Source organism: Micromonospora sp. CA-111912 (genome assembly GCF_050948415.1).
Lineage (GTDB): Bacteria > Actinomycetota > Actinomycetes > Mycobacteriales > Micromonosporaceae > Micromonospora.
The window spans coordinates 1,502,799-1,519,486 of the sequence record NZ_CP192007.1 but is presented as its reverse complement, the minus strand read 5'-3'; the positions used below and the strand labels follow the sequence as shown (position 1 = coordinate 1,519,486).

At 73.8% G+C, this 16,688-nt stretch carries 17 protein-coding genes; 6 read left to right on the top strand and 11 right to left on the bottom strand.

Annotation, left to right across the window (positions count from 1 at the left end; all coding sequences use genetic code 11):
- Window positions 1-18 precede the first annotated feature (18 nt).
- Complete coding sequence (locus ACQPZO_RS06960) at window positions 19-885, top strand: 3-methyladenine DNA glycosylase (protein ID WP_433348092.1); 867 nt, start codon at window positions 19-21, stop codon at window positions 883-885.
- A gap of 60 nt (window positions 886-945) precedes the next feature.
- Here the strand turns inward: ACQPZO_RS06960 and ACQPZO_RS06955 are convergent, their stop codons facing one another.
- The 8 genes from ACQPZO_RS06955 to ACQPZO_RS06920 all read right to left on the bottom strand — a co-directional run bounded on the left by ACQPZO_RS06955 (window position 946) and on the right by ACQPZO_RS06920 (window position 8,171).
- Window positions 946-2,046 carry a cellulose binding domain-containing protein gene (locus ACQPZO_RS06955; RefSeq protein WP_433348090.1) on the bottom strand — a complete coding sequence of 367 codons (1,101 nt, stop codon included), beginning with the start codon at window positions 2,044-2,046 and terminating at the stop codon, window positions 946-948.
- A 171-nt stretch (window positions 2,047-2,217) separates the two neighbouring features.
- Window positions 2,218-2,796, bottom strand: a complete 579-nt coding sequence (locus ACQPZO_RS06950; RefSeq protein ID WP_433348088.1) for a GNAT family N-acetyltransferase — start codon at window positions 2,794-2,796, stop codon at window positions 2,218-2,220.
- 100 nt (window positions 2,797-2,896) lie between these two features.
- A complete protein-coding gene (arfB, locus tag ACQPZO_RS06945; RefSeq protein WP_433348086.1) occupies window positions 2,897-3,322 on the bottom strand; it encodes an alternative ribosome rescue aminoacyl-tRNA hydrolase ArfB in 426 nt (141 codons plus the stop codon).
- 78 nt (window positions 3,323-3,400) lie between these two features.
- Window positions 3,401-4,264 (bottom strand): S1C family serine protease, encoded by an 864-nt coding sequence (locus ACQPZO_RS06940; RefSeq protein ID WP_433348084.1) that lies wholly within the window; start codon window positions 4,262-4,264, stop codon window positions 3,401-3,403.
- Window positions 4,265-4,357: 93 nt separating this feature from the next.
- Entirely contained in the window at window positions 4,358-5,317 is a 960-nt protein-coding gene (locus ACQPZO_RS06935; protein WP_433348082.1) for a VWA domain-containing protein, read from the bottom strand.
- Complete coding sequence (locus ACQPZO_RS06930) at window positions 5,314-6,327, bottom strand: DUF58 domain-containing protein (RefSeq protein ID WP_433350842.1); 1,014 nt, start codon at window positions 6,325-6,327, stop codon at window positions 5,314-5,316. Before ACQPZO_RS06930 ends, ACQPZO_RS06935 begins: the two co-directional genes overlap by 4 nt.
- Before the next feature lie 95 nt (window positions 6,328-6,422).
- A complete protein-coding gene (locus ACQPZO_RS06925) occupies window positions 6,423-7,472 on the bottom strand; it encodes an AAA family ATPase (RefSeq protein WP_387016601.1) in 1,050 nt (349 codons plus the stop codon).
- A 174-nt stretch (window positions 7,473-7,646) separates the two neighbouring features.
- Window positions 7,647-8,171 (bottom strand): hypothetical protein, encoded by a 525-nt coding sequence (locus ACQPZO_RS06920; protein ID WP_433348080.1) that lies wholly within the window; start codon window positions 8,169-8,171, stop codon window positions 7,647-7,649.
- Between the two features lie 486 nt (window positions 8,172-8,657).
- Between ACQPZO_RS06920 and ACQPZO_RS06915 the strand changes: the two genes are divergently transcribed.
- Window positions 8,658-9,599 (top strand): endonuclease/exonuclease/phosphatase family protein, encoded by a 942-nt coding sequence (locus tag ACQPZO_RS06915; protein ID WP_433350841.1) that lies wholly within the window; start codon window positions 8,658-8,660, stop codon window positions 9,597-9,599.
- A gap of 36 nt (window positions 9,600-9,635) precedes the next feature.
- Here ACQPZO_RS06915 and cimA read toward each other — a convergent pair whose 3' ends face one another.
- Entirely contained in the window at window positions 9,636-11,219 is a 1,584-nt protein-coding gene (gene cimA, locus ACQPZO_RS06910; protein ID WP_433348078.1) for a citramalate synthase, read from the bottom strand.
- Between the two features lie 371 nt (window positions 11,220-11,590).
- On the opposite strand from cimA, the gene ACQPZO_RS06905 reads away from it, so the two are divergent.
- The 4 genes from ACQPZO_RS06905 (at window position 11,591) to ACQPZO_RS06890 (ending at window position 14,130) form a co-directional block, all read left to right on the top strand.
- Window positions 11,591-12,151 (top strand): peroxiredoxin, encoded by a 561-nt coding sequence (locus ACQPZO_RS06905; protein ID WP_350885843.1) that lies wholly within the window; start codon window positions 11,591-11,593, stop codon window positions 12,149-12,151.
- Window positions 12,152-12,153: 2 nt separating this feature from the next.
- Window positions 12,154-12,684: a carboxymuconolactone decarboxylase family protein gene (locus ACQPZO_RS06900; RefSeq protein WP_350885845.1), complete on the top strand. Its 531-nt coding sequence runs from the start codon at window positions 12,154-12,156 to the stop codon at window positions 12,682-12,684.
- 161 nt (window positions 12,685-12,845) lie between these two features.
- Window positions 12,846-13,304: a PRC-barrel domain-containing protein gene (locus ACQPZO_RS06895; protein WP_433348076.1), complete on the top strand. Its 459-nt coding sequence runs from the start codon at window positions 12,846-12,848 to the stop codon at window positions 13,302-13,304.
- Between the two features lie 127 nt (window positions 13,305-13,431).
- A complete protein-coding gene (locus ACQPZO_RS06890) occupies window positions 13,432-14,130 on the top strand; it encodes a tyrosine-protein phosphatase (RefSeq protein WP_433350839.1) in 699 nt (232 codons plus the stop codon).
- Between the two features lie 167 nt (window positions 14,131-14,297).
- Here the strand turns inward: ACQPZO_RS06890 and ACQPZO_RS06885 are convergent, their stop codons facing one another.
- Both ACQPZO_RS06885 and ACQPZO_RS06880 read right to left on the bottom strand, forming a co-directional pair.
- Window positions 14,298-15,395, bottom strand: a complete 1,098-nt coding sequence (locus ACQPZO_RS06885) for a branched-chain amino acid aminotransferase (RefSeq protein WP_433348074.1) — start codon at window positions 15,393-15,395, stop codon at window positions 14,298-14,300.
- A 182-nt stretch (window positions 15,396-15,577) separates the two neighbouring features.
- The gene (locus ACQPZO_RS06880) at window positions 15,578-16,609 is read right to left on the bottom strand and encodes a 3-isopropylmalate dehydrogenase (RefSeq protein ID WP_433348072.1); all 1,032 of its coding nucleotides are present in this window, start codon (window positions 16,607-16,609) and stop codon (window positions 15,578-15,580) included.
- Window positions 16,610-16,688: the final 79 nt, after the last annotated feature.

Genomic DNA, 16,688 nt, shown 5'->3' with positions numbered 1-16,688 from the left:
CGGTCGTACGCTGGGACGGTGACCGCCGCCCTCGTCCCCGCCGCACCGCTGCACCTGACCGACTGGCAGGCCCGGCGGCGCGCCCACGAGGAGCGGGTCGACGGGTGGCTGACCCCGCACCTGGCCCGCCGCCGCACCGGCGCGAAGCACCCGGTGGAGGACTTCCTCTTCACCTACTACTCGCACCGCCCCACCCAGCTCCGCCGCTGGCATCCCGGGGCGGGCGTGGTGCTGCGCGGCGCGGACCCGGCCGAGTTCGGCCCGGACTACCGGGCCACCGCCGCCGGGCTCACCCTCGACGCCGAGGGGGTACGCGCCCGGCGGGCCGGCTCGGTGGACTGGATCCGCGCCCTGCTCGCGGCGACCGCCGGCCGGCCGGCGCACCTGGGCTGCTTCGGGATGCACGAGTGGGCGATGGTCTACCGGCAGACCCAGGAGGAGGTACGCCACAACGCGTGGCCGCTGCGGCTCAGCCCGGCGGAGACGGCAGCCGTGGTCGAGGAGCGGGGCGTGCGGTGCAGCCACTTCGACGCGTACCGGTTCTTCACCGCCCCGGCCCGGCCACTGAACCTGCTCGCCCCGACCCGGGAGAGCCAGCACGACCTGGAGCAGCCGGGCTGTTTGCACGCCAACATGGACCTCTACAAGTGGGCGTACAAGCTCTCCCCGCTGGTCTGCTCGGAGCTGGTGGCCGACGGCTTCGCCCTGGCCCGGGAGATCCGCGCGCTGGACATGCGGGCCAGCCCGTACGACCTGGCCGCGCTCGGGTACCCGCCGGTGCGGGTGGAGACGCCGGAGGGCCGCGCCGAGTACGCCGCCGCGCAGCGCGGTTTCGCCGAGCGGGCCGCCGTCCTGCGCGCCCGGCTGCTCGCCGCGCTCGGCTGAGCGCAGGGGCCCCTCCCGACGCCCGTGGCGCGGCAGGAGCCCCTCCCAACTCTCCCGGCCTCAGCTCGCCGTGCAGCTCAGGGTCGGGACGGTGGGCGCGGCGGTGCCGCTGCCGAGGAAGCCGAAGGTGGCCTCCGCGCCCGGGGCGAGCGCCCCGTTCCAGCTCACGTTGCGGGCGGTGACCGCGCCGCCGGTCTGGGTCAGCTCGGCGTTCCACGCCTGGCTGATCCGCTGGCCGTCGGGGAGGGTGAAGCCGACCGTCCAGCCGGCGGTCCGGGCGGTCCCGGTGTTGCGGACGATCACCTCGCCCTGGAAGCCGCCCTGCCACTGCCCGACGATCCGGTAGCCGGCCGTGCAGCCGGCCCCCGGGGTCGGGCCCGCGGTGGGCGTCGGCGTGCTCGTCGGGGTCGGGGTGGGGGTGGTGCCGGAGAGCGCGGCGGCCAGCGCCGGGTACCAGCGATCCGACATCTTCTGGTCGCCGGCGGCGTTGGGATGCACCCCGTCGTACGTGTCGGTGGCGGTGCTGAAGCCCGTCCACTGGTCGACGACCACGATCGGGGACTGTGCGGTGGTCTTCCCCGCCGCCCAGCCGTCGATCGCGCTGTTGAACGCGACCACCCGCTGCCCGCACTCGGCGCAGGTGGCCGGGGCCATCGGAATGATCTTCGCGACGATCACCCGCATCGCCGGATTGCTGGCCCGCATCTGGTCCACCAGCTTCGAGTGAGCGGCCAGGATGGTCGCCGGCGCGATGTTGCTCCAGACGTCGTTGGTGGCGAAGTGCATGAGCACGATGTCGGGGTGGGTGGCGGAGAGCCAGCCGGGAAGCAGGTTCTGGTTGGCGACGTTCGTCACCAGATACCCGCCGTGGCCCTCGTTGTCACCGTCGTACGCCTGCCCGCAGCCCTGCGGGCCGAGCGTGCCGACGAAGTCGATGTTCGTGTGGCCGGTGGACTGGAGGCGGTTCCAGAGGATCGACCGCCAACAACCGGGCGAGCCGGTGATCGAGTCGCCGAGCGGCATGACCCGCACCGGTGCGGCGACGGCGGGCGCGGCGGACGCGGGGAGGGTGGACGCGGCGGCGATCAACCCGGTCAGCAGGGTGAGGGAGACCGCCACGAGGGCGGCGAGCAGGGCCGGAACGATTGGCCTTCGAAACATGGTGAGGGGGCTCCTGTCACGTGACGTCGTGCGGTCGGTGACGACCCGGTTGCTCCCAGAGCCATTTGACCATATCGATGGCCCTCCCTCAACGTCCTCCCGCATGCCGGCACCCGCCGGCCCCGGGTCGCCCCACGCCGACCCGGTGCCCGGGCCGGGGTGCGGCCCGGGTCAGGGGTGACCGCGATGCGCGGCCCACTCGGGGGCGAGGATCGACATCACCGTGGCGTCCACCCAGTCGTCGCCGTCGCGCAGCACCTGGCGCAGCACCCCCTCGGTGACGAAGCCGACCTTCTCGTAGACCCGCCGGGCCCGGGGGTTGAAGGCGAACACCTCCAGCGAGATCCGGTGCACGCCGAGCCGCTCGAAGCCGTACCCGACGACCAGCCGCACCGCCTCGGTGCCCAGCCCCCGGTTCCGGCCGGACGCGGCGAACAGGATGCGGAAGTTGCAGGCGCGGTTCCACCCGTCCCAGTCGTTGAGGACGACCTCGCCGACGCAGTCGCCGGTGGCCCGGTCGACCACCGCGAGGTCGAGCCGGTCGGTCTGCGCGTTGCGGCTGCCGTACCAGTCGCGCAGCCGCCGCTCGTCGAATTCGTCGGGCGGGCTGCCGGTCAGCCGGCGGACCTCGGGATCGGCTATGGCGGCGCGGAGGGCCGCCACGTCGTCGTCGACGAACGGGCGCAGGACCACGCGGTCTCCGGTGAGGGTGGGCTTGACGGAGAAGTCGGGCGTCGGCGGGGTGCTCACGCCCCGGCACGCTACGGCCGACCCCGCCGCGGTGCCCCCGATTTTCGCTCGGGGACGGTCACCGCCGGTCGACGCGACGCCGCCGGCCTGCGCCGGGACGTCAGTCGCCGTCGGCCCGGCGGTCGCGCTTGCGCTGGGACTGACGCTTCTTGTCGGCGAGGCGGCGCTCCTTGGCGCCCCGCGACGGGCGGGTCGGGCGACGCGGCGGGGGTGGCGGGGCCACCGCCTCGCGCAGCAGCGCCGCCATCCGTTCCCGGGCCGCCTCCCGGTTGGCGAGCTGGGCCCGGTGCTCACTGGCGGCGACGGTGAGCACCCCGTCGACGAGCCGGCCGGCCAGGCGTTGCAGCGCCCGGGCGCGTAGTGGCTCCGGCAGGCTCGGCGAACCGGCCACGTCGAAGCTCAGCTCCACCCGCGAGTCGGTGGTGTTGACGCCCTGCCCGCCCGGGCCCGACGAGCGGGAGAACCGTTCGCGCAGCTCGGCTCCCGGCACCACCAGCCGGTCGTTCACCCGCAGTCCGTCGTCCACGCCCCGAGGCTAACGCCCCACCCGCGCCCGTTGTCGGGCATGGGTCGCCGAAGGGCCGAGAGCCGGGGGCCGGACTGCTCAGCCGCCCTTGCCGATGATGGTGTCGGCGGTCTGCTGCACCTGGTCGATCGGGATGGCGAAGCCGATGCCGATCGAGCCGCTGCCGTCGATGGTGGCGATGGCGGTGTTCACCCCGACCACCTCGCCCCGGGCGTTGACCAGCGGGCCGCCGGAGTTGCCCGGGTTGATCGACGCGTCGGTCTGCACTGCCCGGTGCCGGTTGGTGCCGAGCCGCACCTGGCGATCGAGCGCGCTGACGATGCCCGCGGTGACGGTGCCGGCCAGCCCGAGCGGGGAACCGACCGCGAGCACCGGCTCGCCGACCCGGGTGGCGCCCGGCTTGGCCAGTGGCAGCGGGGCCAGGCCGGCGTCCGGGGGCACCCGGAGCACGGCCAGGTCGCTGCCCGGCTCCCGGCCGACCACCTCGGCGGGGAACCGCCGGCCGTCCGGCAGCTCCACCGTGATCGCTCTTCCGCCGCCCTTGGCCAGGATGTGGTCGTTGGTGATCAGGTGCTGCTGGTCGTCGATGGCGAACCCGGAGCCGGTCGCCGCGGCACCGGAGCCGCCCCCGACCAGCACCGAAACCACGCCCGGCACGGTCCGCTCGGCGGCGGTGACCAGCTCGGCGGGCACCGGCGCCGCCGACGCCGCCGCCGGGCCCGGCGCGCCGGCCTGTTCGGCGACCCACATGCCGGCCGCCGCGCCGGACAGGGTGGACAGGGCCACCACCCCGGCCGCGGCCAGCAGCCGGTCCCGCCAGCCGCGCCGCCGGCCGCCCCCCTCCTGACCGGGTACGTCCCACCGGCCCCGTCCGTCCGGGTCGAGTTCGGGCGAGACGAACCACGGTCCGCGCGGCTCGCCCAGTCCGGTCTGCACTGCCATGCGTGCTCCTCACGTCCTTGTCACCGCGGATGTCCGTCTCGGGTAACCGGAAGGGTCGGCGTGCCGACGCGCCGGGGCCCGCGCCCGACCGGTTCAGGGCAGCCGGGAGAACCACCGCATCGACCCCGCCGCGGCACCCATCGCCAGGACCAGCCCGAGCCCGATGAACCGGGCGGAGACGTCCTGCCGCTCCCGGCGGTAGCCGACCGAGGTGCCGATGTCGTCGTAGACCGCCCGCAGCTCCGCGCTGCTGGTCGCCTCGTGGAAGCCGCCCCCGGTGGAGTCGGCCACCGCCCTGAGGGTCTGCCCGTCCACCGGCACCTGGATGGGCCGCCCGCCCCGGTCGACGAACCCGGACGGGGTGCCGAACGAGATGGTGTGCACCGGCACCTTCGCCGCGACCGCCTCGTCGGCGGCCTCCATCGGGTCCATGCCGGAGGTGTTCGCCCCGTCGGAGAGCAGGATGATCCGGGCCGGCGGTGGCTGCTTGGCCGCCTGACTGTCCAGCCCCTTCAACGCGCCGAGCGAGGTGTTGATCGCCTCCCCGATGGCGGTGCCCTGCACGCCGGTGGCACCCTCGGCGAGGCGGTCGATCCCCTCGTGCAGGGCCTCCCGGTCGGTGCCGGGCGGCACCAGCACCGCGGCGCTGCCGGCGAACGCGACCAGCCCCACGTTGAACTCGTCGGGCAGTCCGTCGACGAACCGCCGGGCGGCCTGTTTGGCCGCGCTGAGCCGGTCCGGTTCGACGTCGGAGGCGAGCATCGAGGTGGACACGTCCACGGCCACCATGACGGTGGCCCGTTCCCGGGGCACCCGTACCTCGTCGTGCGGCCGGGCGAAGCCCACCACCAGCAGCGCGAGCATGGCCAGGAAGAGGCCGGCCGGCAGGTGCCGACGCCACGTGGGACGGTGCGGGGCGACCCGGTCGAGCAGCCGCAGGTTGGTGAAGCGGACGGCGTACCGGCTGCGGCGGCGCTGGGCCAGCAGGTAGCCGGCGGCCAGGGCGGCGACCCCGAGCAGCAACCAGAGCCGGACGGGTGACTGCCAGTTCACGCGACACCTCCCCGCACCGCGCCCGGCCTCCGCGTCGGGCCGCCTCCGCTCGCCGCCGGTGCCAGGGCGAGCCGGCGCTGGGCGTGCACGTGCCGGACGATGTCCGCGCACCAGTCCCGGTCGGTGCGCAGCGGCAGGTGGCCCGCCCCGCACCGGCGCAGCGCCTGGCTGACCTGGTCACGTTGGGCGGCGGCAGCCTCGGCGTACCGCTCGCGCAGCCGGAGGTCGCCGGTCCACACCTCCCGCCGCCGGCCGGTCTCCGGGTCGACCAGGGTGATCAGGCCGACGTCCGGCAGCTCCAGTTCACGCGGGTCGGTCACCTGCACGGCGAGCACCTGGTGCCGCACGGCGAGCCGGCGCAGCGGCGCCTCCCAGGGCGGCGGGGCCGCCGGGTCGTCGGGCAGCCCGTCGAGGAAGTCGGAGACCACCACGACCAGGCCCCGTCGGGTGGCGACCCGTGCCACCGCGGCCAACCCGTCGGTCAGGTCCGGGGGTGCCAGCGGTGCGGTGTCCAGTTCGTACCCGCCGACGCGCGGCGCGGACAGCAACGTGCGGAGCAGCCCGAGCAGGTGGGTCCGGCCGCTGCGGGCGGGGAACCGGCGCAGCCCGTCCGGGGCCAGCAGTTGGGCGCCGAGCCGGTTGCCGGTGCCGGCGGTGAGGAAGCCGACCGCCGCCACCGCGGCCACCGCCAGCTCGCGCTTGTCCAGTTCGGCGGTGCCGTACTCCATGCTGGGGCTGGCGTCCACCAGCAGCCAGGTGGTCAGCTCCCGGTCGGCGTCGACCTCGCGGACGTGCGGGACGGTGGTCCGGGCGGTGACGGCCCAGTCCATTCGGCGCACCTCGTCCTCGCCCGGCCGGTACTCGCGGCTGCCGGCGACCTCGCTGCCCGGACCGGGCAGCAGCCCGCGGTACTGGCCGTGCAGCAGCCCGTCCAGGCGGCGGGTGACGGTCAGCTCCAGCCGGCGCAGCCGCCCGCCCGGCGCGAGGTCGGCCAGGGTCGGGTCAGCCAGGGTCGGGTCGGCCGGCGGGGCCCCGCTCCACGTCGGTGGGGTCCCGTTCGACGACCGCGTGGTCCCGTCCCGTGCGGGCGGGACGGCGGGGCCCCTCACGCCGCCGCCAGGTCGGTGGCGTACCCGGTGTGGTGGGTGGCGATCCGGGGCGGCGGCACCGCGTCGACCAGCCGACGCACCACCGCCTCGGCGGAGACCCCGTCGGCGACCGCGTCGAAGGAGAGCACCAGCCGGTGGGCGAGGACGTCCACCGCCAGTTCCCGGACGTCCTCGGGCAGCACGTGGTCCCGGCCGCGCAGCAGCGCCTGGGCCCGGGCGGCGGCGACCAGGCCCAGGGTGGCCCGGGGGCTGGCCCCGTACGCCAGCAACGGCGCGATCTCGGGCAGCCCGAACCGGCCCGGGTCCCGGGTGGCCAGGATCAGCCGGACGACGTACTCGGCGAGGGCGTGGTGCACGAAGACGTCGCCGGCCCGGCGTTGCAGCGCGCGCAGCCGGCCGGGGTCGAGGACCGGGCGCGGACTCGGCCGGCCGGCGCTCATCCGGTAGAGGATGGCCAGCTCGTCGGCGTCCCCCGGGTAGTCCACGACGATCTTGAGGAGGAACCGGTCGCGCTGCGCCTCGGGGAGCTGGTACACGCCTTCGGACTCGATCGGGTTCTGGGTGGCGAGCACCAGGAACGGGTCGGGGACGGGCCAGCTCCGCCCGCCGATGGAGACCTGCCGCTCGGCCATCGCCTCGAGCAGCGCGGACTGCACCTTGGCCGGGGCGCGGTTGATCTCGTCGGCGAGCAGCAGGTTGGCCATGATCGGGCCGAGCTCGACGTCGAAGCTCTCCTTCGAGGCCCGGTAGATGCGGGTGCCGACGATGTCGGAGGGCACCAGGTCCGGGGTGAACTGGATCCGGGAGAAGGTTCCGCCGACCACGGTGGCGAGGGTGTGCGCGGCGAGCGTCTTGGCCACGCCGGGGACGCCCTCCAGCAGGCAATGGCCGTTCGCGAGCAGCGCGGTGAGCAGGCGTTCGACGAGCCGATCCTGCCCGACGATCACGCGTTTGACCTCGAAGAGCGTCTGTTGCAGCTCGGCGCCGGTCGGATCGGGATCGACCGGGCTGGGCAGGCTGGCCAGGGTGTCCGAGATGTCCGTCACGGTGCTTGCTTCCCGGGCGGCGGTCCGGCAAACGTCGGAAATTACGCCACTCGGAGCCCCTTTGTCCCCCTGACCGGGGCGAGTGTCGCCATCCGCCGCGAAGTACGCCCCGGGTCCGGTAGCGGACGCGACGACGCCGGCCCGCCAAGGGCCGGCGTCGTCGGGTGGCGCGGATCAGGGGGTGAACACCGCCAGGTGGAAGGGTCGGTCCGACGGGGCACCGGTCGAGTCGACCGTCTGCACGAACACGCCGTTCGGCGTGCCGAGCCGCGGCGCGACCGAGACCTCGCCGGCCGGCGGGATGCAGCAGTTGGCGGCGTCGCCGATGTTGGCCACGTACGCGCCCCGGACCAGGCTGTGGTTGAAGATGACCTGGTACTGGCCGGGGCCGTACCTGGTCGCGGAGACCGCGTCGTGCCCCCGGAGCAGCACGCCGGCGCTGCTGACCACCGCGAAGGAGGTGGAGCCGGCCACGAACGACGGGCTCACGTCCCGCAGCGCCGCCTTGGCCCGGGCCGCCTCGGCCGGCGTCACCGTCGGCTGGCCCACCCGCGCGGCGGGGCGGGCCCCCGGCTGCCCGCTCTGGGCCGCGGGCTTCGCCGTCGTCGTCTGGGCGACGGCGATGCCGCCACCGGTCAGTGTCAGCGCCAACACGCCGAACGCGACCGCAGCCGCCCTACCGGAAATGAATCTCGCCATGACAGGTCCCCCTTTTGTTGACCGTGTCGAAACGACCGGCTCGTCAGGCAACGAGTCGGATAGCTTCCGAGCCCGATCGGTGCTTCGTAAAAGCGTCGGCACAGCCGCCGCCGACACATTGACAATGCCGGAAGGACGGGCCGCCAGACAAGCTCTGAGCAGCTCTTACTACCGAGAGCACCAGGGCTGGAACCAGGTGGAAACTAGCACCGGGAAAAGTGCAGGGTCAATAGATTGCCACGGCGTTTCGGATTTATTCAGGCGATCAAATAAATTGCGAAACGTGAGCGCTCGACAATTCGCGAAAGGCGCCCGGGGCACCGCTCCGCGGGTGCTCGGCCAGGGCGATTGCGAAGTCGGGCCGCACCCGCGACAACGCAATGGCCCTGGGTGCTCGGCGGAGGCTAACGTGTCGCCGTGACCACGTCCGAGAAGGCGCCGCCCGGATTCGACCGAGGTGCCCGGGTCCGCGCGGGGCTCTGCTGGCTGGCCGTGGCGCCCGGGCTGGCCTGGGCGGCGGTCCGGCTGACCGGCCTGGAACGGGGCCCGCTCGTGCAGGCGGTCGCCTTCACCCCGTACGTGGCGGCCTGGTCGCCCGTGCCGCTGCTGCTCGCGCTCGCTCTGCGACGTCGCTGGCCGGCGGCGGTCGCGGCCCTGGTCGCGGTGGCGCTGATCGGGACAGTCGCGCCCCGGGCGCTGCCCGGCGGGCGGCCCGCCGCGCAGGGGCCGGAGCTGCGGCTGCTCACCGCCAACCTGCTGGCCGGCGCGGCCGACGCCCGCACCGTGGTGGACCTGGTCCGCGCGCACCGGGTCGACGTGCTGACCGTGCAGGAGTTCACCCCGGGCGCGGCAACCGAGTTGGACCGGCTGGGCCTGGCCGGCCTGCTGCCCCACCGGCAGCTCAACCCGCAGGTGGGCACCACCGGTTCGGGCCTCTACGCCCGCTTCCCGATCGCCGGGGGCGGGATCCGGCAGAACCGCGGCGGCTGGGGATTCAGCCAGGCGTACGGCACGGTGACGCCGCCGGGCGGGCCGCCGGTGCGGGTCGAGTCGGCCCACCCGGCGGCCCCGTACGCGGTCGACCAGGTCGGGGCCTGGCGTGCCGACCTGGAGGCGCAACCGGCGGCCACCCCGGCGGCGGGGTTGTCGATCCTGGCCGGGGACTTCAACGCCACCCTCGACCACGCGCCGCTGCGCGCCCTGCTGGCCACCGGTTACGCCGACGCGGCCGACGCAGCCGGCGCCGGGCTCACCGGCACCTGGGGCCCCTACGACGGTGACCTGATCCCGCCGGTGACGATCGACCACGTGCTGGTGGACCGGCGGATCGCCGTCCGGTCGGTGGCGGTGCACCCGCTGCCGGGCAGCGACCACCGCGCGGTCCTGGCGGGGCTGCGGGTGCCCGCCCCACCCCTGGCCGGCGGGTGAGCGGGCAGCCCCTGCGCGTCGGCACCGCGCCCCCGCTCAGACGTGGGCGCGGTCCAGGCCGTAGGTGAGCGCGTCGACGAGGGCGCGCCAGGACGCCTCGACCACGTTCGGGTGCACGCCGACGGTCGTCCAGTCCCGGCCCGTCCCGTCGGCGGTCTCCACCAGCACCCGGGTGACCGCGCCGGTGCCGTGGCTGCCCTCCAGGATGCGCACCTTGTAGTCGGCCAGCTCGAAGTCGCGCAGCTCCGGGTAGTGCCGGCACAGGCCGACCCGCAGCGCCTCGTCCAGGGCGTTGATCGGGCCGTTCCCCTCGGCCGTGGCGATCACCCGCTCGCCGCGCACCCGGATCTTGACGGTGGCCTCGGAGACGACCGCGCCGTCCTCGCGGTGCTCGACCAGCACCCGGTACGACTCCAGGGCGAACGGCCGGGTCGGCGCGGCGCCGGGCAGCTCGGAGCGGACCAGCAGCTCGAAGGAGGCGTCGGCGGCCTCGAAGGACCAGCCCCCGGCCTCCAGCTCCTTCACCCGGCTGGTCACCTTCGACAGGGTCTCCGGATGGCCGGCCAGGTCCAGGCCCAGCTCGCGGCTCTTGAGCTCGACGCTGGCCCGGCCGGCCATCTCGGTGATCAGGATCCGCATGTCGTTGCCCACCACACGTGGGTCCACATGGTTGTAGAGCAGCGGATCCACCTTGATCGCGCTCGCGTGCAGCCCCGCCTTGTGGGCGAAGGCGGCGGCCCCGGCGTACGCCTGGTGGGTGTCGGGGGCGATGTTGGCGATCTCGGCGATGGCGTGGGAGACCCGCACCATCTGCTCCAGGCAGCCGTCCGGTAGGACCGGCAGCCCGAGCTTGAGCTGGAGGTTGGCGACGACGGCGAAGATGTCGGCGTTGCCGGGGCGCTCGCCGTACCCGTTGGCGGTGCCCTGGACGTGGCGGACGCCGGCCTCGACGGCCGCGATGGTGTTGGCCACCGCGCAGGCGGTGTCGTTCTGGGCGTGCATGCCGAGCCGCCCGGGATCGACGCCGGTCCGCGCCACCAGGTCGGCGATCGCGGCGGCCACCTGGGAGGGCAGCATCCCGCCGTTGGTGTCGCAGAGCACCATCACCTCGGCGCCGGCGGCCAGCGCGGTCTGCACCACCTCCGCCCCGTACGCCGGGTCGTGCCGGTAGCCGTCGAAGAAGTGCTCGCCGTCGACGAAGACCCGCCGCCCCTCGGCGACGAGGTGCGTCACGGTGTCCCGGATCATCGCCAGGTTCTCGGCGGCGGTGGTGCGCAGCGCCCGCTCGACGTGCCGCAGGTCGGCCTTGGCGACCAGCGCGATGGCCGGGGTCTGCGCGTCCAGCAGCGCCCGGACCTGCGGGTCGTCGGCGACCGCGACGCCGGCCTTGCGGGTCGCCCCGAACGCGACGAGCTGGGCGTGCTTCAGGTCCAGCTCGGTGCGGGCCCGGCGGAAGAACTCGGTGTCCTTGGGCACGGCGCCCGGCCAGCCCCCCTCGATGAAACCGACCCCGAACTCGTCGAGCAGCCGGGCGACGGCCAGCTTGTCGACCACCGAGTAGGTGAGCCCCTCTCGCTGGGCGCCGTCGCGCAGTGTCGTGTCGTAGACCTGGAACGTCATGGAGGTCCTCTCGGGCGCGGGCGGGACGGGGCGGCGGGGCGGGGCGGGACCAACAAAAAGACCTCCCGCGGATGCGGGAGGTCTGCGCGCTCGGCGGAGGGGGGCCGGGCGCGCTAGGTGCCGATAATGACGACGTTGCTGGTCACGATCACCACTCTGCCACCCTCCCCACCGTTTTGGGAGGCGCAATCCACATGGCGGGACGGTGACGCAGGGTTGCGATACCTCATCCGCCCCCACCTGCAGTGCAGAACCCGCCGCTGGTGATCGGGTTCACAAGTCACCTGGCCGCCATCAAGCCGAAACGCCGCTCCGGCAGTATCTGGAACAGATCCAGTTACCGGCCTCGTGCCGCTGCCAAGGAGGACCCCGTGCTCACTGTCGGTGACCGCTTTCCCGAGTACGAACTCACCGCCTGCGTGTCTCTCGACGCCGACAACGCGTTCGAGTCGATCAACCACAAGTCCCACCAGGGCAAGTGGCGGGTTGTCTTCTTCTGGCCGAAGGACTTCACCTTCATCTGCCCGACGGAGATCGCCGAGTTCGGCCGGCTGAACGGCGAGTTCGCCGACCGGGACGCCCAGGTCCTCGGCGTGTCGGTGGACAACGAGTTCGTCCACTACGCCTGGCGCAAGGACCACCCGGACCTGCGCGAGCTGCCCTTCCCCATGCTCAGCGACATCAAGCGCGAGCTGACCGCCGACTGCGGCGTGCTGGGCGAGGACGGCGTGGCCCAGCGCGCCACCTTCATCGTCGACCCGGACAACGAGATCCAGTTCGCCATGGTGACCGCCGGCTCGGTCGGCCGGAACGTCTCCGAGGTGCTGCGGGTGCTCGACGCGCTGCAGACCGACGAGCTGTGCCCGTGCAACTGGAACAAGGGCGGCGACACCCTCGACGCCACCAGGCTGCTCGCCGGCGCCGGGGCCTGACGATGGGTCTCGACGCGGTCAAGGCAGCCCTGCCGGAGTACGCCAAGGACATCAAGCTCAACCTCGGCTCCACCGTCGGCGCCTCGACGCTGAAGCCGGAGCAGGCCTGGGGCACCGCGCTGGCCTGCGCCGTCGCGGCGCGCAACCCGGTGGTGCTTCGGGAGATCGCCGCCGAGGCCGCCGGCCACCTCACCCCCGAGGCGGTCGAGGCGGCCAAGGGCGCCGCCACGATCATGGCCATGAACAACGTCTACTACCGGGCCAAGCACCTCATCGGCGACGACCAGTACGCGTCGATGCCGGCCCGACTGCGGATGCAGATCATCGCCCGACCGGGTGTGGAGAAGGGCGACTTCGAGCTCTGGTGCCTCGCCGTCTCGGCGATCACCGGCTGCGGCGTCTGCCTGGAGTCGCACGAGAAGACGCTGCGCGGGGCCGGCTTCACCCGCGAGCAGGTGCACGAGGGACTGCGGATCGCCGCCGTGGTGCACGCCGCCGCGGTGGCGCTCGACGCGCAGGCCGCGCTGGCCTGAGCCCGCCGCCCCGACTCCGCCGACGCCGCTACCGCGGTGCCGGCGGAGTCGGCGTTTCCGGCGGTACGTGTGTAGGGGCCGACCGGGCTGGGTAGGTGTATTTCGGACACGAGAACATCCCCTCTCCGAGACGACTACGACAGTCGAGGCAGGAGCACCCCATGGACAGGCTCGACCCGCACACCGCACACGGCACGCCGGAGCCCCTGACCCACGGCGGGCAGGGTTCGATCGCCGGCGGCGCCCCCGCCGGTGCGTTCGACCCGTGGAGCTACCGCGACCGGGCGTCGGCGGCCGACGCCGACCTGGTCGGTTACAAGGTCGAGGCCACCGACGGCAGCATCGGCAAGATCGACAGCGCGAGTCACGAGGTCGGCAGCAGCTACCTGGTGGTCGACACCGGCCCGTGGATCTTCGGCAAGAAGGTCATGCTGCCGGCCGGCACGGTCAACCACGTCGACCACGACGAGCGCAAGGTGCACGTCGACCGCGACAAGGACCAGATCAAGGCCGCGCCCGAGTACGACGAGAACAGCCACAGCGACCCGGCGTACCGGGACAAGCTCGGCGGCTACTACGACGAGAGCTACGGCAACCTGCCCCCGGGCACCGCTCGCTGAGCGGAAGCCGCCGGCCCGGCCGGCGGGGCTCAATTCACCGTCACGGCCGGTGGGGTTCACCCCCACCGGCCGTTACCGTGTCAGGGTGGACGCGATCGAGGTAACCCGCAGGATTCCCTTCTCCGCGATGTTCAACTTCCGTGATGTCGGCGGCTACCCGGCGGGCGACGGGCGCACCGTCGCCTGGGGACGGCTCTACCGCTCGGACTCACCGCACCGGATCGACGGCGCCGACCGGGACGCCTTCGTCGCCCTCGGCGTCCGCACCGTGATCGACCTGCGCCGCCCGGACGAGGTGGCCCGGGACGGCCGGGTGCCGGAGCTGGACGGGCTCACCTACCGGCACATCCACCCGGAGCACACCGCGTGGGCGGAGTCGCAGTACGAGCCCGGCTCAAGCCTGGCCCGTTACCTCGCCGACCGGTACGCCGCCCTCGCCGGGACCGGCGCCGCCGGGCTGGCCGAGGCGGTCGGGCTGATCGCCGACGGCGCCGCCGCCCCGGTCGTCGTGCACTGCGTTGCCGGCAAGGACCGCACCGGCATCGTCTGCGCGCTGACCCTCTCGGTGCTCGGCGTGAGCGACGCCGACATCGTCGCCGACTACGCGCTGAGCACGGAGGCATCGGCGCGGTTCAGCGCCTGGGTGGCCGCCACCACCCCCGAGGCCGAGGAACTCCCCGCGCCGTTCCTGGCGTCCCCGGCCGAGGCGATGTCGCTGTTCCTGACCGAGCTGCGCGCGGGACACGGCTCCGTCGAGGGGTACCTGCGGCATGCCGGCGTCACCGACGACCAGCTCACCGCCCTCCGCGACCATCTGCTGGCTTGACCTCCGCGTCCGGGCCGCTCCCCGGCACGCCAGACCCACCCGCCGGGACGGCGGGCACCGGCCGGGCGCCCTGACGGTGATCAGCCACCCGGCGGGATGACACCGAACCGCCCGGGTGTGACCGGCACCCGGGCGGTGGAGCCGCTGGTCAGCGGACCTGTCGATACTCAGAGGACCCGGGTGACCCAGCCGTGCGGGTCGGCGGCCCGGCCGCGCTGGACGTCCATTAGCCGTCGGTGCAGGTCGGTGGTCACCCGGCCCGGCTCGCCGCCACCGACGAGGAACTCGCCGTCGGTGAAGCGGACCTTGCCGATCGGCGTGACCACGGCCGCGGTGCCGCAGGCGAAGGCCTCGCGCAGCCGACCGCTGGCCGCGTCGGCCTGCCAGTCGGCGAAGCTGACCGGCCGCTCCTCGACCCGGTGGCCGGCCTCGGCGGCCAGGGTGAGGATCGCGTCGCGGGTGATGCCCGGCAGGATGGTGCCGGTCAGCGGCGGGGTGACCAGGGTGTCGTCGTCGTAGACGAAGAAGACGTTCATCCCGCCCAGCTCGTCGACGAAGCGCCGCTCCACGGCGTCGAGGAAGACCACCTGGTCGCAGCCGGCCTCGATCGCCTCGGCCTGGGCGGCCAGCGAAGCGGCGTAGTTTCCACCGCACTTGGCCGCGCCGGTGCCGCCCGGGGCCGCGCGGGTGTAGTCCGGCGACACCCACACCGTCACCGGCTTGACCCCGCCGGAGAAGTACGCCCCCGCTGGGGAGGCGATGACCACGTACAGGTACTCGTTGGCCGGGCGGACGCCGAGGAAGACCTCGCTGGCGAACATGAACGGTCGCAGGTAGAGGCTGCTCCCGTCGCCGTCGGGGATCCACTCCCGGTCGATCTCGACCAGCCGGCGCAGCGACTCGACGAACGTCTCCGGCGGCAGCTGCGGCATCGCCATCCGGCGGGCCGACTCGGCGAACCGGGCCGCGTTGGCCTCCGGCCGGAACATGGTCACCGCGCCGTCGCCGGTGCGGTAGGCCTTCAGGCCCTCGAAGATCTCCTGCGCGTAGTGCAGCACCGCGGCGGCCGGGTCCATCGGGATCGGCGCGCGCGCCTCGATCCGGGCGTCGTACCAGCCCTTGCCGTCCGCGTACCGGATGGTGACCATGTGGTCGGTGAAGACCCGGCCGAAGCCCGGGTTCGCGAGCAGGGCGGCCCGGTCCGCGGCGGATACCGGCGTGGAATTCGGACGGATCTCGAAGTCGAGCATGTCACCACCGCTCATCGCGTGGACCTCCCTGGGACGACGGCGGCCGGGACCGCACGCCGGATTCACTGGTGCCAGCAACTTACCCCGAACGGTCGTTCAGCGGGTAGCCGCGTAACGGCGGGACGGACACCCCGAACGGGCGTTCCGGCTGTTCAGACGCCCTTTCGTCGGGGCATCGGGGCGGGGCGGGCCGCCGGTCAGGCCACCGCGTGCGCGGCGAGGCGGTCGCCCACCTCGGCGGTGCGCAGCGGTACGCCCGGGGCGCGGCCGGCCAGCTCCGCGCCGACGGCGGCGGTCACCCGTGCCGCGGCGTCGGCGTGCCCGAGCTGGTCGAGCAGCAGGGCGGCGGAGAGCACGGCGGCCACCGGGTCGGCGATGCCCTGGCCGGCGATGTCCGGCGCGGAGCCGTGCACCGGCTCGAACATCGACGGGTACGCCCCGGTGGGGTTGATGCAGCCGCTGGCGGCCAGCCCGATGCCGCCGGTGACCGCGGCGGCGATGTCGGTGAGGATGTCGCCGAAGAGGTTGTCGGTGACCACCACGTCGTACCGCTGGGGCTGGGTGACCAGGAACATCGCGGCGGCGTCGACGTGCTGGTACTCCGTGGCCACGTCCGGGTGCTCGGCGGCCACAGCCGCGAAGGCGCGGGCCCACAGCGACCCGGCGTGGGTCAGCACGTTGGTCTTGTGCACCAGGGTGACCTTGCGCCGCTCACGACGGGACGCCCGGGCGAACGCGTCGCGGATGACCCGCTCCACCCCGTGCCGGGTGTTCAGGCTCTCCTCGGTGGCCACCTCGGCCGGGGTGTCCCGGTGCAGCGAGCCGCCCGCGCCGGCGTAGAGCCCCTCGGTGCCCTCCCGGACCACGACCAGGTCGACCTCGCCGGGCTTGACGGTGGCCAGCGGGCCGGCCACGCCGGGCCACAGCCGCGACGGGCGCAGGTTGACGTACTGGTCGAAGGCGAACCGGAGCTTGAGCAGCAGGCCGCGCTCCAGCACGCCCGGCGGGACGCTCGGGTCGCCGACCGCGCCGAGCAGGATCGCGTCGTGCCCGGCCAGCTCGGTCAGGACGGAGTCCGGCAGCACCTCGCCGGTGCGGTGGTAACGGGCCGCACCGAGGTCGTACTCGGTGGTCTCCACCCCGGGTAGGACAGCGTCGATGACCTTGAGGGCCTGCGCGACCACCTCGGATCCGATCCCGTCCCCGGCCACCACCGCGATCCGTGCCACGTCGTGAGCTCCCTCGCCTCGTCGTCTTCCGCAACGGTACGACTCCGTCCCGCCTCCCGGTACGATGCTTCCACACTTT